19 protein-coding genes are annotated in these 18,636 nt (G+C 55.6%); 10 read left to right on the top strand and 9 right to left on the bottom strand.

All coding sequences use genetic code 11. The features are described from left to right. Positions 1–548: 548 nt before the first annotated feature. Both CR159_RS11505 and CR159_RS11500 read right to left on the bottom strand, forming a co-directional pair. A complete protein-coding gene (locus tag CR159_RS11505) occupies positions 549–1,379 on the bottom strand; it encodes an HpcH/HpaI aldolase family protein (protein ID WP_102074090.1) in 831 nt (276 codons plus the stop codon). 51 nt (positions 1,380–1,430) lie between these two features. Continuing rightward, entirely contained in the window at positions 1,431–2,405 is a 975-nt protein-coding gene (locus CR159_RS11500; RefSeq protein WP_102074089.1) for a Bug family tripartite tricarboxylate transporter substrate binding protein, read from the bottom strand. A gap of 201 nt (positions 2,406–2,606) precedes the next feature. Here CR159_RS11500 and CR159_RS11495 point away from each other — a divergent pair, with 201 nt between their 5' ends. From CR159_RS11495 to CR159_RS11480, 3 genes are all read left to right on the top strand, one after another. Next, the gene (locus CR159_RS11495; protein ID WP_102074088.1) at positions 2,607–3,533 is read left to right on the top strand and encodes an isocitrate lyase/PEP mutase family protein; all 927 of its coding nucleotides are present in this window, start codon (positions 2,607–2,609) and stop codon (positions 3,531–3,533) included. Beyond that, positions 3,520–4,257, top strand: a complete 738-nt coding sequence (locus CR159_RS11490) for an IclR family transcriptional regulator (protein ID WP_158238535.1) — start codon at positions 3,520–3,522, stop codon at positions 4,255–4,257. Before CR159_RS11495 ends, CR159_RS11490 begins: the two co-directional genes overlap by 14 nt. Positions 4,258–4,615: 358 nt before the next feature. Further along, complete coding sequence (locus CR159_RS11480) at positions 4,616–5,608, top strand: Bug family tripartite tricarboxylate transporter substrate binding protein (RefSeq protein ID WP_233208277.1); 993 nt, start codon at positions 4,616–4,618, stop codon at positions 5,606–5,608. Positions 5,609–5,655: 47 nt separating this feature from the next. Here the strand turns inward: CR159_RS11480 and CR159_RS11475 are convergent, their stop codons facing one another. Continuing rightward, on the bottom strand, positions 5,656–7,074 hold the full coding sequence (locus CR159_RS11475) for an amidase (RefSeq protein WP_102074085.1): 1,419 nt from the start codon (positions 7,072–7,074) through the stop codon (positions 5,656–5,658). A 159-nt stretch (positions 7,075–7,233) separates the two neighbouring features. After that, positions 7,234–8,028, bottom strand: a complete 795-nt coding sequence (locus CR159_RS11470; protein WP_102074084.1) for an IclR family transcriptional regulator — start codon at positions 8,026–8,028, stop codon at positions 7,234–7,236. Between the two features lie 214 nt (positions 8,029–8,242). Here CR159_RS11470 and CR159_RS11465 point away from each other — a divergent pair, with 214 nt between their 5' ends. The 6 genes from CR159_RS11465 (at position 8,243) to CR159_RS11440 (ending at position 14,208) form a co-directional block, all read left to right on the top strand. Beyond that, the gene (locus tag CR159_RS11465) at positions 8,243–9,388 is read left to right on the top strand and encodes an ABC transporter substrate-binding protein (RefSeq protein ID WP_199173294.1); all 1,146 of its coding nucleotides are present in this window, start codon (positions 8,243–8,245) and stop codon (positions 9,386–9,388) included. Between the two features lie 110 nt (positions 9,389–9,498). After that, the gene (locus CR159_RS11460; protein ID WP_102074083.1) at positions 9,499–10,383 is read left to right on the top strand and encodes a branched-chain amino acid ABC transporter permease; all 885 of its coding nucleotides are present in this window, start codon (positions 9,499–9,501) and stop codon (positions 10,381–10,383) included. Then, positions 10,380–11,327, top strand: a complete 948-nt coding sequence (locus tag CR159_RS11455; RefSeq protein WP_102074082.1) for a branched-chain amino acid ABC transporter permease — start codon at positions 10,380–10,382, stop codon at positions 11,325–11,327. Before CR159_RS11460 ends, CR159_RS11455 begins: the two co-directional genes overlap by 4 nt. After that, positions 11,311–12,027, top strand: a complete 717-nt coding sequence (locus CR159_RS11450; RefSeq protein WP_102074081.1) for an ABC transporter ATP-binding protein — start codon at positions 11,311–11,313, stop codon at positions 12,025–12,027. Before CR159_RS11455 ends, CR159_RS11450 begins: the two co-directional genes overlap by 17 nt. A gap of 5 nt (positions 12,028–12,032) precedes the next feature. Then, entirely contained in the window at positions 12,033–12,758 is a 726-nt protein-coding gene (locus CR159_RS11445; protein WP_102074080.1) for an ABC transporter ATP-binding protein, read from the top strand. A gap of 64 nt (positions 12,759–12,822) precedes the next feature. Next, the gene (locus CR159_RS11440; protein WP_102074079.1) at positions 12,823–14,208 is read left to right on the top strand and encodes an amidase; all 1,386 of its coding nucleotides are present in this window, start codon (positions 12,823–12,825) and stop codon (positions 14,206–14,208) included. 81 nt (positions 14,209–14,289) lie between these two features. Here the strand turns inward: CR159_RS11440 and CR159_RS11435 are convergent, their stop codons facing one another. From CR159_RS11435 to CR159_RS11415, 5 genes are all read right to left on the bottom strand, one after another. After that, positions 14,290–14,622 carry an alpha/beta hydrolase gene (locus tag CR159_RS11435; RefSeq protein ID WP_143705459.1) on the bottom strand — a complete coding sequence of 111 codons (333 nt, stop codon included), beginning with the start codon at positions 14,620–14,622 and terminating at the stop codon, positions 14,290–14,292. A 453-nt stretch (positions 14,623–15,075) separates the two neighbouring features. Further along, complete coding sequence (locus tag CR159_RS11430; protein WP_102074077.1) at positions 15,076–15,375, bottom strand: type II toxin-antitoxin system RelE/ParE family toxin; 300 nt, start codon at positions 15,373–15,375, stop codon at positions 15,076–15,078. Beyond that, positions 15,365–15,610 (bottom strand): type II toxin-antitoxin system ParD family antitoxin, encoded by a 246-nt coding sequence (locus CR159_RS11425; RefSeq protein ID WP_102074076.1) that lies wholly within the window; start codon positions 15,608–15,610, stop codon positions 15,365–15,367. Before CR159_RS11425 ends, CR159_RS11430 begins: the two co-directional genes overlap by 11 nt. A 193-nt stretch (positions 15,611–15,803) precedes the next feature. Then, positions 15,804–16,580, bottom strand: coding sequence for a 3-oxoadipate enol-lactonase (gene pcaD, locus CR159_RS11420; protein ID WP_102074075.1), 777 nt, complete (start codon positions 16,578–16,580; stop codon positions 15,804–15,806). A gap of 66 nt (positions 16,581–16,646) precedes the next feature. After that, positions 16,647–17,543, bottom strand: coding sequence for a LysR substrate-binding domain-containing protein (locus CR159_RS11415; RefSeq protein WP_102074074.1), 897 nt, complete (start codon positions 17,541–17,543; stop codon positions 16,647–16,649). Between the two features lie 121 nt (positions 17,544–17,664). On the opposite strand from CR159_RS11415, the gene CR159_RS11410 reads away from it, so the two are divergent. Beyond that, complete coding sequence (locus CR159_RS11410; RefSeq protein WP_233208276.1) at positions 17,665–18,633, top strand: Bug family tripartite tricarboxylate transporter substrate binding protein; 969 nt, start codon at positions 17,665–17,667, stop codon at positions 18,631–18,633. Positions 18,634–18,636: the final 3 nt, after the last annotated feature.

The raw sequence follows: 18,636 nt of genomic DNA, 5'->3' as shown, positions 1-18,636 counted from the left end.
GTTGGCTCCTATCGGGTATATTCCACCGGCAGAAGCTGAAGAAAATTATTATCGGCAACTGACTGAAAAGGTCGCTGTCGAGGTCTGACTTAAACCAACCGGCCTCCACGAAAGCCGGGGCGCTTCATTGTGGCCTTGCCCTGCCTCTTCGGACACATCAGGCGGCATGTTCGGTGATAGGTGTCAACGCCGGTTCAAAACTGACCCGTTTTGGGGGAGCATTATTACAGTGCCGACGAAAGGTGGGGCCACTGGCTGATCGAATATATATATTCCGACTCAAAAATATATACCGATTCAAAAGCTGATGCCGCCTTCCACAGGACTATCACCCCCGGCTTCGCCAGTTGCCGCTTTCTCCTTTCAAGCCAAAAGAGATTCAATTTGACGATGGCCAATACAACCGCAATGGCCGATATTGCCCCAGATGAGACGTGCTCATTTTAGAGTTCTGATCAAGTAAGGTAAGTGCGAACCTGAGCGACCGTTTGAGATCAGTTGCCGTTGCGATCTATCGAACCAGGCCATATGGATAGCCAGTTGGCAACTCAGGCTCCAGACGCGTTTTGCTCCTGGATTGGCGGCGTCAACGGATGCAGCGCTTGCGAGAAGGAACGGGCAATAAGTTCCCGGTCTGATCCTAGATTGAATATGCGTGCGCCGCGCTGGATCCAGTAGTCGTACTCGGCTCTGGCCTTATCTGCGTTCAGGCTGCTTAGCCTTGCCAAATAAGGCACGCCCGCACGTTTGCATTGGTCTGCGAACAGCTCGAATTTTTCAGACATTTCTTTACCGTAGCGGTCTCCCTTCAGGCCCATTTCCTGGGCGAGGTCGAACCGACCCATAATGATCGTATCGATCCCTGGTATCTGCAGGATCTTGTCGAGATTGTCCAGGCCCTTTTGGCTTTCTATCAGAAGGCTGAGAACCGTATTTCTATTCGACCAATCTACATATTCGGGCCACTCGGATGCGCCCCGGGATCGGGCAGAACGTACTGTGGGGCATGCGCCTCGCAGCCCCGTGGCCTCAGCGCTCCGGAATTTAACCGCTGCGACGGCGGCTTCTGCTTGCTCAGCGGTTTGGATATCTGGAACATATACGCCAACGGCTCCGGCTTCAAGCGCCTTACGGATTTCCGAGGCACAGTTTTGGCTGACCCTGACTACCGGGGCAATTCCGGATGCTTCAGCTGCACGTATCATTTGAAGCATTTCTGAATAACCGAAGGACCCGTGCTCGAGGTCCAGAATGACGTAGTCATAACCTGCAGCCGCCGCCATTTCTACGTTGTCGGGGCTTGCAGTTTGAATGTACAAGCCGTGGATGCACTTGTCCTGCTCGAGTTTTTCTTTCAGCGGATTACGATCTGGATACACAAATATTCCTTCATTAGCCCTGATCGCTGCGTGGAGCGACCAGGAAGGGCGCTAGCGTTTTTCAATGCCCAGTTTTTGGGCAACCTGTTTGAACCGTTCGATTTCTTGGGTTTGCAGAGCCCTCATCTGCTCGGAAGACAGGGGCACACCTTCCGTTCCTTTCGGGCTGTAGAAATTATTGATGGTGTCTGGGTCGGTCATGACCCGTTTGATCGCATCAGCCAGTTTGGCGCGTACCAGCTCAGGAACTTCTGAGCGTGTAAAAAACGCATTCCAGCTATAAAGCACGTAATCTGAGGCGCCACTTTCTTTCACAGTCGGCACGTCTGGAAAGTCAGGACTTCTTTTTTCGCCAGTCACCGCGATAGCGCGTATTTTCCCTTGGCGTAACAAGGAGGTGGCACCGCCAAGATCAATAAGAGCAAGATCAATTTGCTTGCCCATCAGATCGTTGAGGACTTGCGCTTGCCCTTTGTAGGGTATGTTGGTGAACTTCAGACCTAGGGAGTCGCCCATCCACGAGACTGCAAGCTGCAACGTTGTCGAAAATGTGCCTACATTCAACGACTGATCAGACGCCTTGAGCAATTTCTGTAAATCCGCCATATTCTTGATGTCGGAGTCAGCTGGCGCCGCCAATACGTTCATGTTTCTTCCGTACCCCAGCAATGGTACGAAATCATTAACTGGGTCATAACCCAGGTCCTTAACCAGAACGGCGTTGACGACACTTGGCGATATACCGCCCTGGACGAGGGTGTAGCCGTCCGCAGGGGCTTTTTTCGCTGCCATCATGCCGATGGCGCCCGCGGCTCCAGGTCTGTTTTCGACGATGATGCTTGCACCCAGGATTCGACCCATCTTCTCGCCAAAGTAACGCGCGGATGCATCGGACCCACTACCGCCGCCGAACGGCACGATAATTGTTATGGGCCTGTTCGGAAAGTCGTCGGCTTGCGCCTGCGCTGTTGCAGATAACGTTACCGTTAAAAGGGCGCTGGCTGCGATCGAATATAAAGTTTTCATTTTGCCTCCGTGATAGTTTTTTCTAGTTTGCTGCCTTAGCGGTCGACGGAGCAATCGGAACTCTCCATTTTTCTAACCAGATTCCACATATGTGGAATCTGGTTAGATGTTTTACATGGAGTGCTTGAGTATGGGCCGGCGTGTCGTTACTGTTTTTCCACTCCTCCTGAATCTCTCTCAATACGAAAGGCAGCAATAGCGATGACCACCGACACGTATGACTTAAGAAGCCGTCTTGACTCACTGGAGCCTCTGGCTGTACCGGGTTGCTACGACACCCTGAGCGCCCTTATTGCCGAAAAATCGGGTTTCGAAGCAGTATTGGTATCAGGGTTTAGTGTGTCCGCATCGCTGCTTGGCATGCCGGACGTTGAACTCTACACAGAGTCGGACATGGTGGATGTCGTGCGCAGAGTCTGCGCCAAGGTGTCGATCCCAGTCTTTGCCGATGCTGATAACGGTTACGGAAACGCAATTAACGTAATGAAAACGGTTGCCGAATTCGAGAAAGCAGGTGCATCAGCGGTGACCCTTGAGGATCAGTGTTCTCCCAAGCAGTGCCCTCTACTGAATAACCGCCCGCCACTTGTGCATATCGATGAGGCAATAGGAAAGATCAAGGCTGCAGTCGCTGCGCGCCGCAATCGAAATATGTTGATCGTTGCCAGAACAGATGCGGTCGATCCACAAGAGGTTGTGGCACGGGCTGTGGCTTACTCCGATGCGGGTGCTGATGTCATCAAACTCATCAGTCCAGCGGTTAAAAGCATCGATATACTGAAGACGGTGCGCCAACAAGCGGGGGCCCCGTTGATGTTGGCTAACCTTGGTTGGCTTGGTTGCATTGATCCGGCGCAGCTTAAAGGGATCGTCAGTATCATCACCCATCCATTATTGGCCTTGAAAAGTTCCGCAATGGCCGTCATGGAGAACCTGAAGGTGTTGAAAGAGAATGTCGACTCAGGCAGTAGTATTCAGTTTCCGGCCAAAGTGATGGCCCAAGAGACGCTTGAAGGACTGCTGGATCTGGATTTGATCCGTGCTTTGGAGGCTCAATATCTGCCCGCAAATAGTCGTACGAGCCAACATCGAATCGCAGATGGTTGGAGAGACTTTGAAAAATGTTAAAAGCGCGGTGCGCGCTCTTCAGCTATTGGAGTTGTTCGATAGGGTGCAAATGCCGCTCACCCTTAGAGAGATTGTCCAGCTCACCGGCATTCCTCAATCAAGTGCCGCCGTCCTATTGAATACGCTGGTGAATCTGTCGTACATAGCTCATGATCGAAGAGCGCATGAATACGTGCCCACTGCACAGGTGGCACATCTCGGGAAATGGATAGGTGACGATGGTGTCGCTTCCGATCCATTCGTGGTTCGAGCAGTCGCTGGCCTTAACCAGGCCACCGGTGAAACGGCCGTGGCAGCGGTTCGCCGTGGCACCTATGCGCGTTACGTATTGGTCAAGCAAGAGAAACGCCCTACGGTAGTACCAACCCTGGCGGGAGTGCTGCGTCCGATTTGTACCTCGGGTACCGGTTTGGCGTTGCTCAGCAAGCTGGATGAAACAGAGCTGAAGAAAGTTGTGCATCAAGCCCAACGAGACCGGCGAGGGTTGGTAAAGAAAGCCAGTTTGAAACAGGTACGACAGCAAATCGAACACTTGCTGCAGTATGGGTTTGTGGCTTCACGCAGCGGAGTGTTCGAGGGAACAGGCATGGTCGCAGCAGCGCTACCGACTCCCATTAATGGAGATTTTGTTGCGCTGGCGGTCGGGGGGCCTTTGAGTCGCTTGGATGCCAAGATGAGCACGATTGTTCAGCACTTACGGCAGTCGGTCGGCACGTTCGATTAGGTTGCCCGGTCGGGCATTCATTTCGCGATCAAAGTTAGTGCGTGGACGTGACTCAAATCGCGTTGTTACGTCGCTGCGTGATTTGGCAGTTACTAGCCCTGAGCGCAGTCCCTTCTTGCCTGATGTCCCTGCGATGGTTGCGGCAGGGGTGGATAACTGTGCTCGAACTGAGGAGAAACTGTGGTGCGCACTCATCGCGCCCAAAGGATTGCCCACCGACCTGGCTGGCCGCCTTTCCACGTGAACTCATGACGTAAGCACTGGCAAAATGCGACGTGGCAGTGCTCTACGGTCTGTTATATTTATCGCGTAGCAGCCGCTCAAGTGCCGCTAAGCCATTTTATAAAAGAGGTGTTTCATGCGGTTAATTTCCCGGTTGTTTATGGGCGTCATTCCAGGGATTGCATGCGCAGCAATGGCCTTTCCCGCGTACGCTGAAAAGGCCACACCGCTTCCCCAGCCAATGACGCTGGTTGTCGGCTATGCGCCAGGCGGCGCAGCCGATACGGTCGCACGCGCCTATGCCGAGCAATTGCGCAAGAACGGAGCCGGAACGGTCATCGTGGAGAACCGGCCCGGCGCTTCTGGACGCATTGGCCTTAATCATGTGAAAGATTCGAAGGCTGACGGTAGAACCATGTATCTGGTTCCATCTCCGTTGCTGACGATTTTCCCGCTTACGTACAAGGCGCCGGGGTACGACGCCGAGACCGACTTGCGCGCCGTCGCGACACTGGTCGATATCCCGACCGCGATTGTCACAGGCGCGTCGCAGCCATTTAGCGGCATGAAAGATTATGTTGAGTGGGCGAAACAGAAACCTTCCGCGGTGCCCAGTCTTGGCGTTGCAACGCTGGGCAGCTCGGGCCACTTGGGCATACTCGCCGTCAATGCAAATCATAATATGAAGATCGAGCCGGTTGCGTATAAGGGCGCATCGCCAATGCTGATCGACGTCTCCAGTGGCGTCGTGTCGATTGGATGGGACGCGGTCGCCAGCATGATGCCGCTTTACCAGGCCAAGAAGATCAAATTCCTCGGTGTTAGCGGTACTAACCGGCTTGATTCCCTACCGGAGGTCAAGACACTTTCCGAACAGGGCTTTCCCGAATTCGAAGCAGCCACCAGCTTTTATGGCATCGTCGTACCCGCCAAAACTCCCGAGAACACGGTCAAGGTGCTTGAAGACGCATTCTTGAAAGCGTCTGAAGCACCTGAACTACGCCAGCAGCTTACCGCCAAGGGCCTCGTGATGGCGCCTGCCAAAGGCGAGGAAATGGCAAAACGCACTCTCAAAGAGCTTGCTTCGTGGCGCCCAGTTGTGGAACGCACAGGCATCGTGATGGACTAAACCGGCTGGCGGAATATGGACGGCGGCCAAGACCGCCTTGGTCCTCTTCAGAACACTGGCTGGCCAAAGGTCCCTGCGGCGCTTTCGAACGCTGACGCGAATCGCAACAGTTCATCGTCGCTGCCATAATGGGTCACCAGTTGAATTCCTGTTGGCAACCCGTCGCGCGCTTGCCCACAAGGAAGTGTTATGGCGGGATGACCGGTCATATTGAAAAGCATCGTCCATGGATACCAGTGAGTGCGAATGCCGTCGTACAACGTGCCATCCATTTCGAAGGGATCAAACAAGTCCGTATCCAGAGGCAGCGCCGTTCGGGTGATGGTTGGGGTCACGAACAAATCAGCGGTGTCGAACAAGCCCTGCATACGTTTGAAAAGTATGCCTCGGGCAAACATTGCCTCTTGGTAGTCGACCGCACTGTACTCGCCTGCCGAGAGAATCTGCCGGCGAAACGTTGCGCTGAACGTGTCCCCGTGCTGCTCGACCAATGAAAGAAACCGCGAGCGCCAGACTGTGTGATTGATCGTGCGCCAGATTGGCTCGACAATAAAGTCCTGGGCGTCGAAAGGCTCTAGTAGTGCGCCAAGGCCGGCTAGCGTGTGAAGCGCTGCATCGAAAGTTTCGCGCACATCGGCCGACACCTTCCGGCCTTCCGGCGCATAACAATAGCGCACGCGTTTCCCATGCAGGTCACCTTGGTAGCGAGCGGCAGCGGCGTAGTCGGCACGTTTCAATCCGATCGACCAAGGGTCCAATGCATAGTCGCCGCTCATTACCTGCAGCATTAGTCCGGTATCTGCGACCGTGCGTGTGGTGGGCGTTACGTAGGTCTGATTGCCGAACAAATCCTGCGCCTGGCTGTGTGGAACAACGCCGTTGCTCTGCTTGATGCCCACAACGCCATTGCAGGCGGCAGGGATGCGGGTAGAGCCGCCGCCGTCCGTTGCGATCGCCAACGGAGCAATGCCGGCCGCCGTAGCCACCGCCGCTCCACCACTGGAGCCGCCGCTGGTTCGACTGGTGTCCCATGCGTTGCATGTTTGACCGAACAGCGGCGAGCGGGTGAATGGCTGCGATCCGAACTCCGGCGTGGTTGTTTTACCGATAAGGATTGCACCCTCGGCCTTCAGCCGCGCAACAGCAGGCGCATCTTCGGTAGGGATATTGTCCTTGTGGAGAACTGTACCGAAGGTAGTTCGTACGCCCGCCGTATGAACGAGATCTTTTACGGTATAGGGAATGCCATGCAAAAGACCTAGAGGGGCGCCGTCCATAATGGCCTGCTCGGCCCGACGCGCCTGCGCCATCGCCTGTTCACCGCAAATAGTGATGAAACAGTTCAAGACGGGTTGAAGCTGGCCGACGCGATCCAGGCTGGCTTGCACAAGCTCCACCGGAGAAAGTTTCTTTGAGCGGATCATTGTGATCAGGTCTGTGGCTGAAAGCTGATGCAAGGCGGTCATTGGCGGCTCGTGAGTGGACGGTGAAAGCACGATTGTAGAGAGGATGAAGGCGCTGTAGGTCCACCAAGTTTAAGCGTCTCGCCGGAGATATCCGGGTTACCGGCGCGTCGGGCGCTGGGCGCCGACGAGATCGTCGGCCGCAATACGCTGGCATGGCCGCTAAACTGAAGGAAAGGACGAAAGATGCTTGGAAATATGCTGCGCCAGCTGCTTCAATCGGGGAATCAGCGCCTCCATCAGGAGATCTTCGGTGATGATGAAGGAGGGGCCGCTAATGGAAATGATGATCAGCTCGGTGCCGCCCTCCCATCGTATAGAAGTGGCGGCCGCGTTGACGTCGGCATTCCACTCTCCTAGCGAGAGGCAAATGCCATCCTCTTGGTATCGCTTGATTTCCCTTGTTAGTGCATCCAGCTCCTTTGGGCCCACGACAGGTTCCTGCTTCTGTTCCAGCGAAGCCACCAGGTAATCGCGCTCTTTCTCCGGCAGCGCCGCCAGGAATGCCCTCCCGATCGACGTGCTGATGATGGGCATGCGAATGCCTCGGCCCATGCGTAACGTAAGTAAAGTATCGCTCGAGCAGGCCTCGATATACAGCATGGAAAGTCGGTCTCTGATGGCCAGTGAAATCAGGGCGCCCGTCGAATCCGCGAGCGCCTGCATGTGCGGCCGAGCGATGTCCGCAACGCGGAGATTGGACAGTGCAGAGTATCCGAGGGCGAGCACCGACGGCCCCACGAAATACTGTCTTTTCCGCACATCGTGCCGTAAGTATCCATGGTCGACCAACGTCTTGGTAAGCCGGGACACCGTTGACTTGGGCAGGCCCGTAAGCCGTGCTAAGTCGCTATTGGACATGCGCGGTTCACGAGCCGAAAAGCATCGGAGTATCTCCAGGCCCCGTGTGAGCGCGGCCACATTCGAGGACGATTGGGATTTACCTTGTTCCGTCATGCGGAAGAGACCTTATTTATTGTCCGTTTCTTGAAATCAATCGTGGATATACTACAACAGCTCGAGGCCTACAGTACTAAGGCCGCTATGCGCTGCTACGCGGGCGGGTGACTATTGCCGCAAGGCCAAGTACCACGCACGTGACAGACGTTTTTCTTTCGATTGATTGGAGACTACATTGAAAATAAAAGCTAAGTTCCTGAAAGTTGGCCTCTTGGCCGCGCTGACTGCATCCGCTTTGTCGGTGCCTGCGATGGCGCAGGTGAAGATTGGCGTCGTCAACAGCCTATCCGGCAACTTCGCCGCATTTGGTTCCCGTTACAACACCGGTATGCTCGTCGCCTTGGAGGAAATCAACGCGAACGGCGGCATCAAGGGCCAGAAGCTGGAACTCGTCACTCAGGACGATCGTTCCGAGGCGCAGAGTGCACTCGCGGCGTTGGAATCGTTGAACAAGCAGGGTGTTCCGCTGGTTATCGGCTCTTACGCCTCGGGCATCACCGGGCCGCTGTCCAAAGTGGCCACCCGCCAGAAGATTCCCCTGATCGTGCTGGGCAGCGCCGACGACTCTATCACCAAGCCGGGCTCGGACTGGGTCTTCCGCGCGAAACACAATTCCACCATCGTCGCCAATGTCTACTTTGACTATTTCGACAACCTGCGTAAGAAAAACCCCGAGCTCAAGAAGATTGCTTTGATGTACGGCAATGGGGCATGGCCGACCTCGGTCAGTGAAGAGGGCGCCCGGCAGGCAGAGAAGCGGGGTTACGAGCTTGTTGGCAAGCAGGCGTACGACCAAGGCACGACGGATTTCCGTCCCATCCTTAACAAGTTTCGCGCGTCCAGCCCTGACATTCTGCTGACGAGCTCCTATGCTGACGACGGCATTGCCATTGCCCGACAAATCAAGGAAGTGGGGCTGAACACCAAAGTCGTGGCCATCGACACGGCCTCATCAATGATCAGCTTCATTCAGCAGGTGGGTGATCAGTCCGAAAACATCGTGTCAGCCGTAAGCTGGAGCCCCGACGTCAAGTACGCAGGGACGCCGGAGCTCTATGAGCGCCTGAAGGCCAAGGCCAAGGAAGAACCGTCATTCTACGAGGCAGAGGGCTACCTGGCGCTGACGGTGGCGGCTGATGCATTGCGCCGCGCCGAATCCCTGGACCGAGACAAGGTGCGTGACGCGCTCGCCAAGACGGACCTCAAGACACCTGTCACTGATGTCACCTTCGAGAACTTCGACGGTTTCAAGGGACAGAACCCAATCAAGAGCGTGATTATCCAGATTCAAGGTGGAAAGCACGTGACCGTGTTCCCGGAAAATCTTGCATCGCAAGCAGCGAAGCTGTCCAACTAACGGCATCTCTTAGCTGGAACGCATGTCGGTTGGTGCCGACATGCGCACTCTTTATCTAAGAGTGCCGCTCGAAACACTGTCGGCCCGCTCTCGTTGGCCAAAGGTATTCCATGTTTGACTACGTTTCATTCTTTCAGAACCTCTCCAACGGGGTGCTGATAGGAGCCGTCTACGCTTTAATCGGCGTCGGCCTCACCCTCGTTTTTGGTGTCATGAGAACCATCAATTTTGCCCACGGCGACTTTGTGGTGCTGGGCATGTATTTCGCCGTGGTTCTTAATGCCGCATTGGGGTTGGACCCGTACCTGAGCCTGGTGGTGGCCATTCCGCTTGGCTTCATTGTTGGTGCGTTGATCCAGAAGCTTATTCTGACCCGAGTCATCGATGCCAAGCCCGAAACCATGATGCTGGCGACACTCGGTGTCTCGCTGGTCATCGGCAACCTGCTGTTGCTGACGTTCGGCGGTGAACCCAAGTCGGTGAATATGCCGTATGCATCAAGCACGCTTGTGCTGGGCGAAATCCGAATCTCTCTTGTCCTGCTCTATGCAGGCCTTGCCACACTCGTTGTCATCCTGGCGTTGTACCTGCTGCTGAATAAAACGGAAGTGGGTCGAGCGATCAAAGCGACGGCGGAGAACCGTCTGGGCGCGGAACTGGTGGGTATTAATACGAAGAAAATCCAGGCGATCGTTTTTGGCCTGGGTATGGCCCTCGCGGTTACTGCCGGTGTGTCCTTGATTCCATTGCTGTTCGCCTCACCGGTCACCACCGGCGCGCTATTTACGCTCAAGGCTTTCGTCGTGACCGTATTGGGCGGACTCGGAAATATCGGCGCAGCCATTATTGGGGGAGTGTTGCTTGGGGTGGTCGAAGTCATGGGCGCTTCGTACCTGGATTCCGCATATCGAGATGCCTACGGACTTCTAGTCTTCGTCGTCGTGTTGCTGGTCAAGCCCGAAGGGCTCTTTGGTAAATCGGTGAAAAGAGTATGAACAAGCATATGCTGTTTCTAGCGGTTGTGGTGGTGATTGCCGCCCTCTATCCGCTTACGCTGTCCGCCTATATAACAGTTGGAATCTCGGTGTTGCTTTTCGCCGGATGGGCAACCTCGTGGAATTTGCTGGGCGGTTGGGCCGGTCAGCTGAGCCTGGGGCATGCCAGTTTCGTCGGTCTGGGCGCTTATATCGTTGCCATTGGCGCTTCGCAATTTGGCCTTGCGCCGTGGTGGTCGATGTTAATTGCAATGGCTGTCGCGGGGGTCCTTGCCGTCATCTGGGGAAAGCTCACGTTTGGCCTGCATGGTCCGTACTTTAGCCTGTCGACAATTGCCATTGCCGAGATCATGCGGTTGGTGGCAATCAATGAAGGGTGGCTGACTGGCGGCGCTTCCGGCGTATTCATCGAAACCCTGCCAGAGCCTTTCGGGATCGATTTGTTCGACAAGACGACACAATATTATATGGCGCTGGTCTATGCAGCGATCACCATTGCCATCACGATACTTATATCAACGAGGCGGTTCGGCTACCAGCTCAAGGCCGTAAGGGACAACGAAGAAGCGGCGATGGCGGCCGGTATCGACCCGACTGTGGTCAAGCTGAAGGCATTCGCCCTGTCGGGAGTCCTGACAGCCCTGGGCGGCGGCATTTATGGCATCTTTCTGTCGTTTATCGAGCCGCACATCATTTTCAATCTGCTGTTGTCGATTCAGATCGCATTGACGGTGATCATTGGTGGGCGCGGCACGATTTGGGGGCCGGCCGCCGGGGCTGTCCTGCTCGTGGTTTCCGGAGAGGTATTCAGAACCGCCTTCGCCCAAGCCAATTTGCTGGTCTACGGAGTGTTGATTTTGGTCGTCATTCTTGTGCTGCCACGCGGAATAGTCGGAGAGTATATGCATAAGCTGGTCAGGAGGAAGTATGCAAACCGTGCTTAAAGCAGACAGCATCAAAGTCCAATATGGCGGACTGATTGCCGTGAACGATGTTTCCCTGTCGCTTGAAAAAGGGCAGGTGCTCGGTTTGATCGGCCCAAACGGCGCGGGGAAATCCACGTTGTTCAATGCAATCACCGGGTTTGCTCCCGTTAGATCGGGCAGTGTGACTTTCTTCGATCAGGACGTCACGAATGCTCCCCCGTATGTTCGGACACGCAATGGAATGGGGCGCACTTTCCAAACGGAGAGGCCATACGAGGATCTGACAGTACTCGAGAATGTATTGGTCGCGGCGTTCTTAAAGAACCCGAAACGCAAGGATGCTGAAAAAGTAGCTATGTCCGCGCTTGAGAAAGTCGGTTTGGAGGACCGGGCGAATCAGCTTTCGTCCGACTTGAATCTTGCAAGGCTACGGCGCCTGGAACTGGCCAAGGCGCTCGCCCTCGAACCCAAGGTTTTATTCCTGGACGAAATCATGGCCGGGCTGAACCCGCCGGCCCTGAAGGAGATGATCGAGTTTCTTCGCACGCTGACTGCTACCGGTATGTCCATCGTCATGGTGGAGCACATCATGGAAGCCATCATCCAGCTTGCGGACCACGTCATTGTTCTGGCTAGCGGAAACAAAATTGCGGAAGGATCGGCCTCTGACGTCATTAATGATGAGCGGGTCATCGAGGCTTATCTGGGGACGGACTAAATAATATGAACAGTGTTGATGAAGTCGTATTGAAGGTCGAGGGCGTCGACCTCGGATACAGCACTCTCCAAGTCGTTTTCGACGTCTCCCTGGAGGTCAGAAAGAAAGAATTGGTGGGATTGGTCGGCGGTAACGGCAGCGGTAAATCGACCATATTGCGTGCGGTCTCAGGCATGATCAAGCCGTGGAAGGGCCGCATCCTTTTCAAGGGCGAGGAAATATCGGGACTGGAGCCGCACCAAATGGCAGAGCGGGGATTGGCGCACGTGCCCATGGGCCGCCAGCTCTTTCCCAATCTGACAGTAAAGGACAATATCCTGCTGGGCAGCTATCTGCCGCGTCTGCGCGCCAACCGCGAGCGAAATCTCGAGAAGGTCTTCTCGTTGTTTCCTGACGTGAAGAAATTCGCTCAGACGGAAGCGGGTGCGCTCTCGGGCGGACAACAGCAGATGGTCGCTATCGGCCGTGCTCTGATGCTCGAGCCCGACCTGCTCATCATGGACGAGCCCAGCCTCGGTTTGTCTCCCCTGTATGTAAAGCAAGTCATGCAGGCGATCCGTCAAGTTGCCGACCTGGGCTTTCCGGTCCTGCTCGTGGAGCAAAACATCAAACAGGTGCTTCAGTTCAGCGACCGCACTTACGTATTGGAAAATGGTCGACTGGTCCTGGAAGGGCCGTCGTCGGAGCTGGAAGGTCACCCCATGATAAGGAAGGCGTATTTGGGGCTGTGAGCAACCCTAAGTTCGTCGGCCAACACGCACTGTGTGCAAACGAATAGCAGTTCGGAGAAAAGCAATGAACGATTTACCGTTGGACCCATTCAGCGAACATGGCCTGGAAGGCTTCGCGAGAGACTTCCGTGCAGGAAAGGTGACGTCGGAAGAGGTCACAAAAATCTATCTGCAACGCATCGAAAAACTAGACGCCAAGCTGGAAGCCTACGAGTCTGTCGCCGTTGAGAGCGCCCTCGCCACAGCGCGTGCAATGGACCTTCTAATAAAATCAGGAACTGATTTGGGACCTTTGATGGGCGTGCCTGTCGCGATCAAGGACGTGTTCCTGATCTCGCAGATGCCGCGGCCGCGCATTGGCTCGAACATGGAGCTTCCCGATATTCTCGGCTCCGGGGAAGCCACGTTCATCAAGGCCCTCCGCCAGGCAGGGTGCGTGTTTCTCGGGCAAACCAAAGCAGTGGAACTGTGCCTAGGCATCACCGGCCATTCAGCGCCTCGCGGAACACCGTGGAATCCCACCGACATGGAAAACCATCGTGCGCCGGGTGGCTCCAGCTCGGGCTCGGGCGTGGCCATGGCGGCAGGGCTGTGCGCCTTCGCCATCGGCTCCGATTCGGGTGGATCAGTTCGCGTACCAGCCGCTTTCAACGGTGTATTTGGCCTGAAGACCACCGCTGGCCTTTGGCCCACCGACGGGGCGTTTCCACTGGATCCGCGCGTCGACTCGATCGGGCTATTGACCCGAACGGCGAAAGACGCCCTGCTGGCTTTCAAAACGATATCCTCGGTGCTGTTCGGCTGCGGTTACCAACCTCGTCGGTCAGGTGCCCGTCTCGACCGGCTGTGTCTCGGCGTCCCGCAGAATCACTTCGGGGACAACTTAAACCCGAAGATCAGCGAAGCTTTCCAAGTCGCCAATGAGCGCTTGAAGGCGCAGGGATGTCTGCTGGAAGACATCGTAGTGCCCGAGGCTCCCGAGCGTGCCGGATATTTCCCGGTATCCATGCCGTCATCCCTCCTGTCCGTATTGGGCAAGGAGAACTTCCTGGCACAAAAGCATCTGATGGACCCGGTGATTGCAAAGCGCGTCGAGTCGGGACTCGATGTCAAGGCGTACACGTTTCTTGCTTTGGAAGACAGACGGACAAAGAGCCGCGCCGCCGTTGAGGAAAGGTTCATCGGCTACGATGCTTGGGTTAGCCCAACGACTACCGCCTTCGCGCCGCTGATTTCCGATTTCGAAGACGCTGAGAAAGGCATGCAGCTCGCACTGGGCATGACGCAGAACACGCAGCCGGCGAACCACCTGGGCCTATGTTCGATCTCGCTGCCGCTGCCGGTCGACGGCCTGCCGATTGGCTACCAGTTGATGGGCGCGCCTAATACCGACCTGAAATTGCTGGAGATCGCGGTGGAAATTGAAAAGGTTTTTGCGGCTCAACGTTGAAGCACGTGGCTGGGCGACAGGCTCTAAAGCCAACACGGCAAAGTCCCGGTTGGTAAAGGACGTCGTCACCCGGTCGCGCGGTCAGTCGATCAAGAAGTCGACCAACGCCTCGCAAAATAACTCCGGTGCTTCATTAGCGGGAATATGGGCGGCTGGCAACTGGAGAATCCGGGCGCCAGGGATGCGCTCGGCAATGGCCTGTCCCGCGGCATGGGGCGTTGAGACATCGCGCGCGCCAGTCAGTACAAGCGTTGGTACCTGTATGCGATGCAACTGCTCGGTCAGTGCCATATCGCGGATCGCTGCGCAGCATCCGGTATAGCCTTCGGGCGATAGCTTGAGGAATCGCTCACGCACCTGTTGCAAGGCGGGATCGTTTCGCTCGACATATTCGGGCGTGAAAAAGCGCGACATGGCCATCTTCGCTCCCAGCGGCACGCGATGCGCGCAACGCCACTTAGTACATGTTCCATATGCTTGATGTTTCCTGAAAGTGATATTGCTTTTTTTAAAGCACCCGAAGCCGATCGCATCTTCAGGTCACCGCAGGCTGACCGCGCTGTGTAACACTTTTCTTCATCTCGAGCGCGAACTCTTTGGCGGCGGCCAAGTGAAATCGCCGTTTGCATCAGCAAATCGTCGCGCAGCACGTCGTGATCGTTCAGGTCTTCGTAGCCACAACAGCTTCGAGCCGCCGTCCGAACTCAAATCCCCACCTTGGACATTCGCGTCAAGCTGACGGCGCCCCATGCGTTCAAAATCCAAATGTTCGGTGGTACGATTTGCCATCGGCAGACTTAGTTATGCCTGTGAATTTTCCAATATTTACTGAGGCCAGTGGACAGTATCACGCGTAAGTTGAGCGGCCTATAGATGCCGCTCAATATCCATGCGCTGATGTAGAACCCGGGTGACGTCCAGCGTAAGAGGTGTCACACGGTAGAACACAATGTGGGAGCCGACCGCGTACTGAAAGTACCCGTCTCTAACACTACACACGCGGCCAGTTTTATCTTCGCATGCGAGGCGCTCCATCGTGGTGACCAGATCGCTTACATATTTGTCGGCTTGCTCAAGGGACCAGTGTTCGAAGGTGTAGAGCCAAATTTTTTCAAGGTCGGCTTCGGCAAGAGGCCTCAGCCTGATTTCGCGTTTCTTAGCGGACATACGAGGTCCGCATTCGCTCCAGAAAAGACGCAGCATCAAAAGGAACAGCTGCGCCGGAGTCTTCACCTGCTTTCAGAGCCTCTTGCAACGCACGAACCTGGCTTTCGTGTGACTCAAGCATGCGCAAGCCGGCCCGGACCACATCACTGGCCGAGCCATAGCGCCCAGATGCCACCTGAGTGTCGACAAACTCTACAAAGTGGTTCCCCAAGGAGATGGACGTGTTACGCGCCATGAGAGGCTCCTTTTCAGCGATGGCAATAACATTGATTGTACTAAAATTTGGTATAGCAGAAAAACCGCTTCTACACCATGCGGCATGGAAACCCAGTCATCGCTATGCCCAGGCGAACGCTTCATTCCGTCAGAAGAGGTCGAACCCTCGCTGATTGCGACGACGGGCGACGACCTCCAGGTTGGTCGCGCGGTCAGTCGATCAAGAAGTCGACCAACGCCTCGCAGAATAACTCCGGTGCTTCATTAGCGGAAATATGGGCGGCTGGCAGCTGGCGAATCTGAGCGCCAGGGATGCGCTCGGCGATCGCCTGGCCCGCGGCATGGGGCGTCGAGACATCGCGCGCGCCAGTCAATACAAGTGTTGGCACTTGTATGCGATGCAACTGCTCGGTCAGTGCCATATCGCGGATCGCTGCGCAGCATCCGGTATAGCCTTCGGGCGATAGCTTGAGGAATCGCTCACGCACCTGTTGTAAAGCTGGATCGTTTCGCTCGACATATTCGGGCGTGAAAAAGCGCGACATGGCCATGTCGGCGATTGCGGCCAGGCCTTGCGTGCGTACGGTGTCCATGCGTTGCTGCCAGGCCTGTGGATCCATATGGGTAGAGGTGTTGCAAAGCACCAGGCGCCGCAGGCGTTGGGGTTGGTTTACGGCATAGGCCATGGCCATCATCGCACCCAGCGATACGCCGCACACGTCGAACTGCTTTAACTCTGCAGCCGTTGCCACTGCCTCGATGTCTCCGGCCAGCTGATTCAAGGTGTAGTCCGCATTGGGCGCGTCGGACTCGCCGTGGCCGCGCGTATCCATGCGGATCACCCGGAAGTGCTGGGTGAGCTGCGGCATGACGACCTCCCAGGCGGTGTGGTCGGTGCCGATCGAGTTACATAAAAACAAGGCCGGCTTGCCGGTATCACCGTCGCTGCGCCATGCGATGCGCGCATCGCCACTTAATACATGTTCCATATGTTTGAAGTTTCCTGAAGAAAGCGAGATTGCCTTTTTTTATGGTACCCGAAGCCGAATTCGCCTTCAGGTCACCGCAGGCTGACCGCGCTGAGCAACGCTTTTCTTGATCTCGAGCGCGAACTCCTTGGCGGCGGCCGAGTGAAAGCGCTCGCGCGACCAGACAAGGGCCGCCGTGCGCATGACCTTGGGTGTGGTGATAGGAATGGCGCGAAGGTCCGCTAGCGGCAACACGGCACCCTCAAACAGGATACAGACCAGATCGCTTTTGGCCACCATAAGCTGCATGGTCTGGATCGAATCCAGCTCCATGCATACGCCATCTTGCACGTAGCGCCTCAAGTGCCGATCGATGAGTTGGCGCGAGGCGTATTGTTTGGATTGCAATGCAATTTTAAGCTTGGACAGATTGCGCCCTTGCACTGACTTCTGGTTAGCCAATGGATGATCCTTGCCCACCAATAGGACGAGGCGTTCGGAGAAGAGCGGCTCGGTTTTGAGCCCGGCCGACTCGGACATGGTGAAAGCCAGGCCCAAATCCAGGGTACCGTCAAGCACGCGCTCTGCAATCTGGGTAGCGGGTAGATCTTCGATCTGCAGGTGGATGCCTGGATACTTGTTCGTGAAGTCCAGTATGGCCTGTGGCAACAAGGAGTTGGTGTAGGTCGTGATGACGCCTACGCGTAGTTCGCCCTGTTGAAGGCCACTTAACGACTGGAGAGCCAGGCGCCCATCCTCGATGTCGCGAAGGGCACGGGACGCGAAACCCACAAACATGCGGCCGGCTTGGGTTAGTTGAACCTGGCGGCCAACCCGATCAAAAAGCAGCGTGCCCAGTTCGTCTTCCAATTGGCGCAGCTGGTGGGATAGCGTGGACTGCGTGATATGCAGATCCTTGGCTGCGCGCGTAACGTGTTCCTGGCGTGCCACCTCGAGAAAATAGCGTAGTTGTCGTAGTTCCATGAACCTTCAGTATTTCCAACTCATCGATAGAAACGAATGGTTTGAGCTTTCTAAATCATTATACGCATGTAGCATTGCGTCCCTATAATCGATTTGAATTCTTACAAGCAGGAGACCCGTAGTGAAAAAATTTATTCGACGTGCCGCAGTCCTAAGTGCAGCGCTGGCTTTCTCTTCAGCCGCGTTCGCGGCCTATCCCGACAAACCCATTAAGCTGCTCGTGCATTTCCCGGCTGGCTCCTCGACGGACGTCATTGCCCGGACGCTTGCGCAAGAAGCAAGTGAGGCGTTGGGCCAACCTATTGTTATCCATAACAAGCCAGGGGCTGACGGCTCCATTGCGGCACAAGAGACGCAACGTTCGGCACCCGATGGCTATACCTTATTTATTGCCACGAACAGCCCCATGTCCGGCGTGCCGGTGCTGCGCAAGAAAGCGCCATACGATCCCGTCAGCGACTTTACGCCCATTACCGATATCGGCCGTTATTCATTCTTCTTGTATACCCGAGCCGAAACACCGGGTGACACGCTACAGGAATTCGTCGACTACACCAAGAAAAATCCCGGCACGTTGACCTATGGTTCGGGAAACATCACCGGATTGCTTTCGTTCGCTCACGTTGCGAACGTAAACAACCTGGAAATACTGAATGTGCCTTATAAGGGCGAGCCGCCGGCCATCACTGATATGTTGGGCGGTCATATCGACGCCATGGTTGCCACTTACGGTACCGGCATGCCGCATGTCAAAACCGGGAAGTTTAAGGTCCACGCCACCGTGCTGCCGGCGCGCAGCCCCAACGCTCCCGATGTGCCCACCATGGCCGAAGCCGGCATCGACAACTTCCCGATTGCGCCCTGGTTGGGCCTGTTTGGACCTGCAGGCATGCCAGCCGACGTTGTGGCGAAGGTGAACGAGGCGTTTGCCAAGGCAATGCAGGATCCCAAAGTGAAGAAATTCATGACGGCCCAGGACTTTATGCTGACGCCCTCTACTCCCGACGCTTTGCAAGACTTGGTCAAGAAGCAGTTGGAAAGCCACAGGACCTTGCTGCGTATTACCGGCCTTGAAGGCACCATTGATTAAGTT

Origin of the sequence: Pollutimonas subterranea, from assembly GCF_002849655.1 — a bacterium.
GTDB classification, from domain to species: Bacteria; Pseudomonadota; Gammaproteobacteria; order Burkholderiales; family Burkholderiaceae_B; genus Pollutimonas; species Pollutimonas subterranea.
Note: the sequence above shows the minus strand (reverse complement) of the source record. Positions and strands in the feature narration are given on the sequence as shown.

Bases quoted from the DNA above. Each gene is read 5' to 3' on its own strand.
- CR159_RS11500 (WP_102074089.1), bottom strand. From the start codon at position 2,405: ATGAAAACTTTATATTCGATCGCAGCCAGCGCCCTTTTAACGGTAACG.
- CR159_RS11495 (WP_102074088.1), top strand. From the start codon at position 2,607: ATGACCACCGACACGTATGACTTAAGAAGCCGTCTTGACTCACTGGAG.
- CR159_RS11480 (WP_233208277.1), top strand. From the start codon at position 4,616: ATGCGGTTAATTTCCCGGTTGTTTATGGGCGTCATTCCAGGGATTGCA.
- CR159_RS11475 (WP_102074085.1), bottom strand. From the start codon at position 7,074: ATGACCGCCTTGCATCAGCTTTCAGCCACAGACCTGATCACAATGATC.
- CR159_RS11470 (WP_102074084.1), bottom strand. From the start codon at position 8,028: ATGACGGAACAAGGTAAATCCCAATCGTCCTCGAATGTGGCCGCGCTC.
- CR159_RS11460 (WP_102074083.1), top strand. From the start codon at position 9,499: ATGTTTGACTACGTTTCATTCTTTCAGAACCTCTCCAACGGGGTGCTG.
- CR159_RS11455 (WP_102074082.1), top strand. From the start codon at position 10,380: ATGAACAAGCATATGCTGTTTCTAGCGGTTGTGGTGGTGATTGCCGCC.
- CR159_RS11450 (WP_102074081.1), top strand. From the start codon at position 11,311: ATGCAAACCGTGCTTAAAGCAGACAGCATCAAAGTCCAATATGGCGGA.
- CR159_RS11445 (WP_102074080.1), top strand. From the start codon at position 12,033: ATGAACAGTGTTGATGAAGTCGTATTGAAGGTCGAGGGCGTCGACCTC.
- CR159_RS11440 (WP_102074079.1), top strand. From the start codon at position 12,823: ATGAACGATTTACCGTTGGACCCATTCAGCGAACATGGCCTGGAAGGC.
- CR159_RS11435 (WP_143705459.1), bottom strand. From the start codon at position 14,622: ATGTCGCGCTTTTTCACGCCCGAATATGTCGAGCGAAACGATCCCGCC.
- CR159_RS11430 (WP_102074077.1), bottom strand. From the start codon at position 15,375: ATGTCCGCTAAGAAACGCGAAATCAGGCTGAGGCCTCTTGCCGAAGCC.
- CR159_RS11425 (WP_102074076.1), bottom strand. From the start codon at position 15,610: ATGGCGCGTAACACGTCCATCTCCTTGGGGAACCACTTTGTAGAGTTT.
- pcaD (WP_102074075.1), bottom strand. From the start codon at position 16,580: ATGGAACATGTATTAAGTGGCGATGCGCGCATCGCATGGCGCAGCGAC.
- CR159_RS11415 (WP_102074074.1), bottom strand. From the start codon at position 17,543: ATGGAACTACGACAACTACGCTATTTTCTCGAGGTGGCACGCCAGGAA.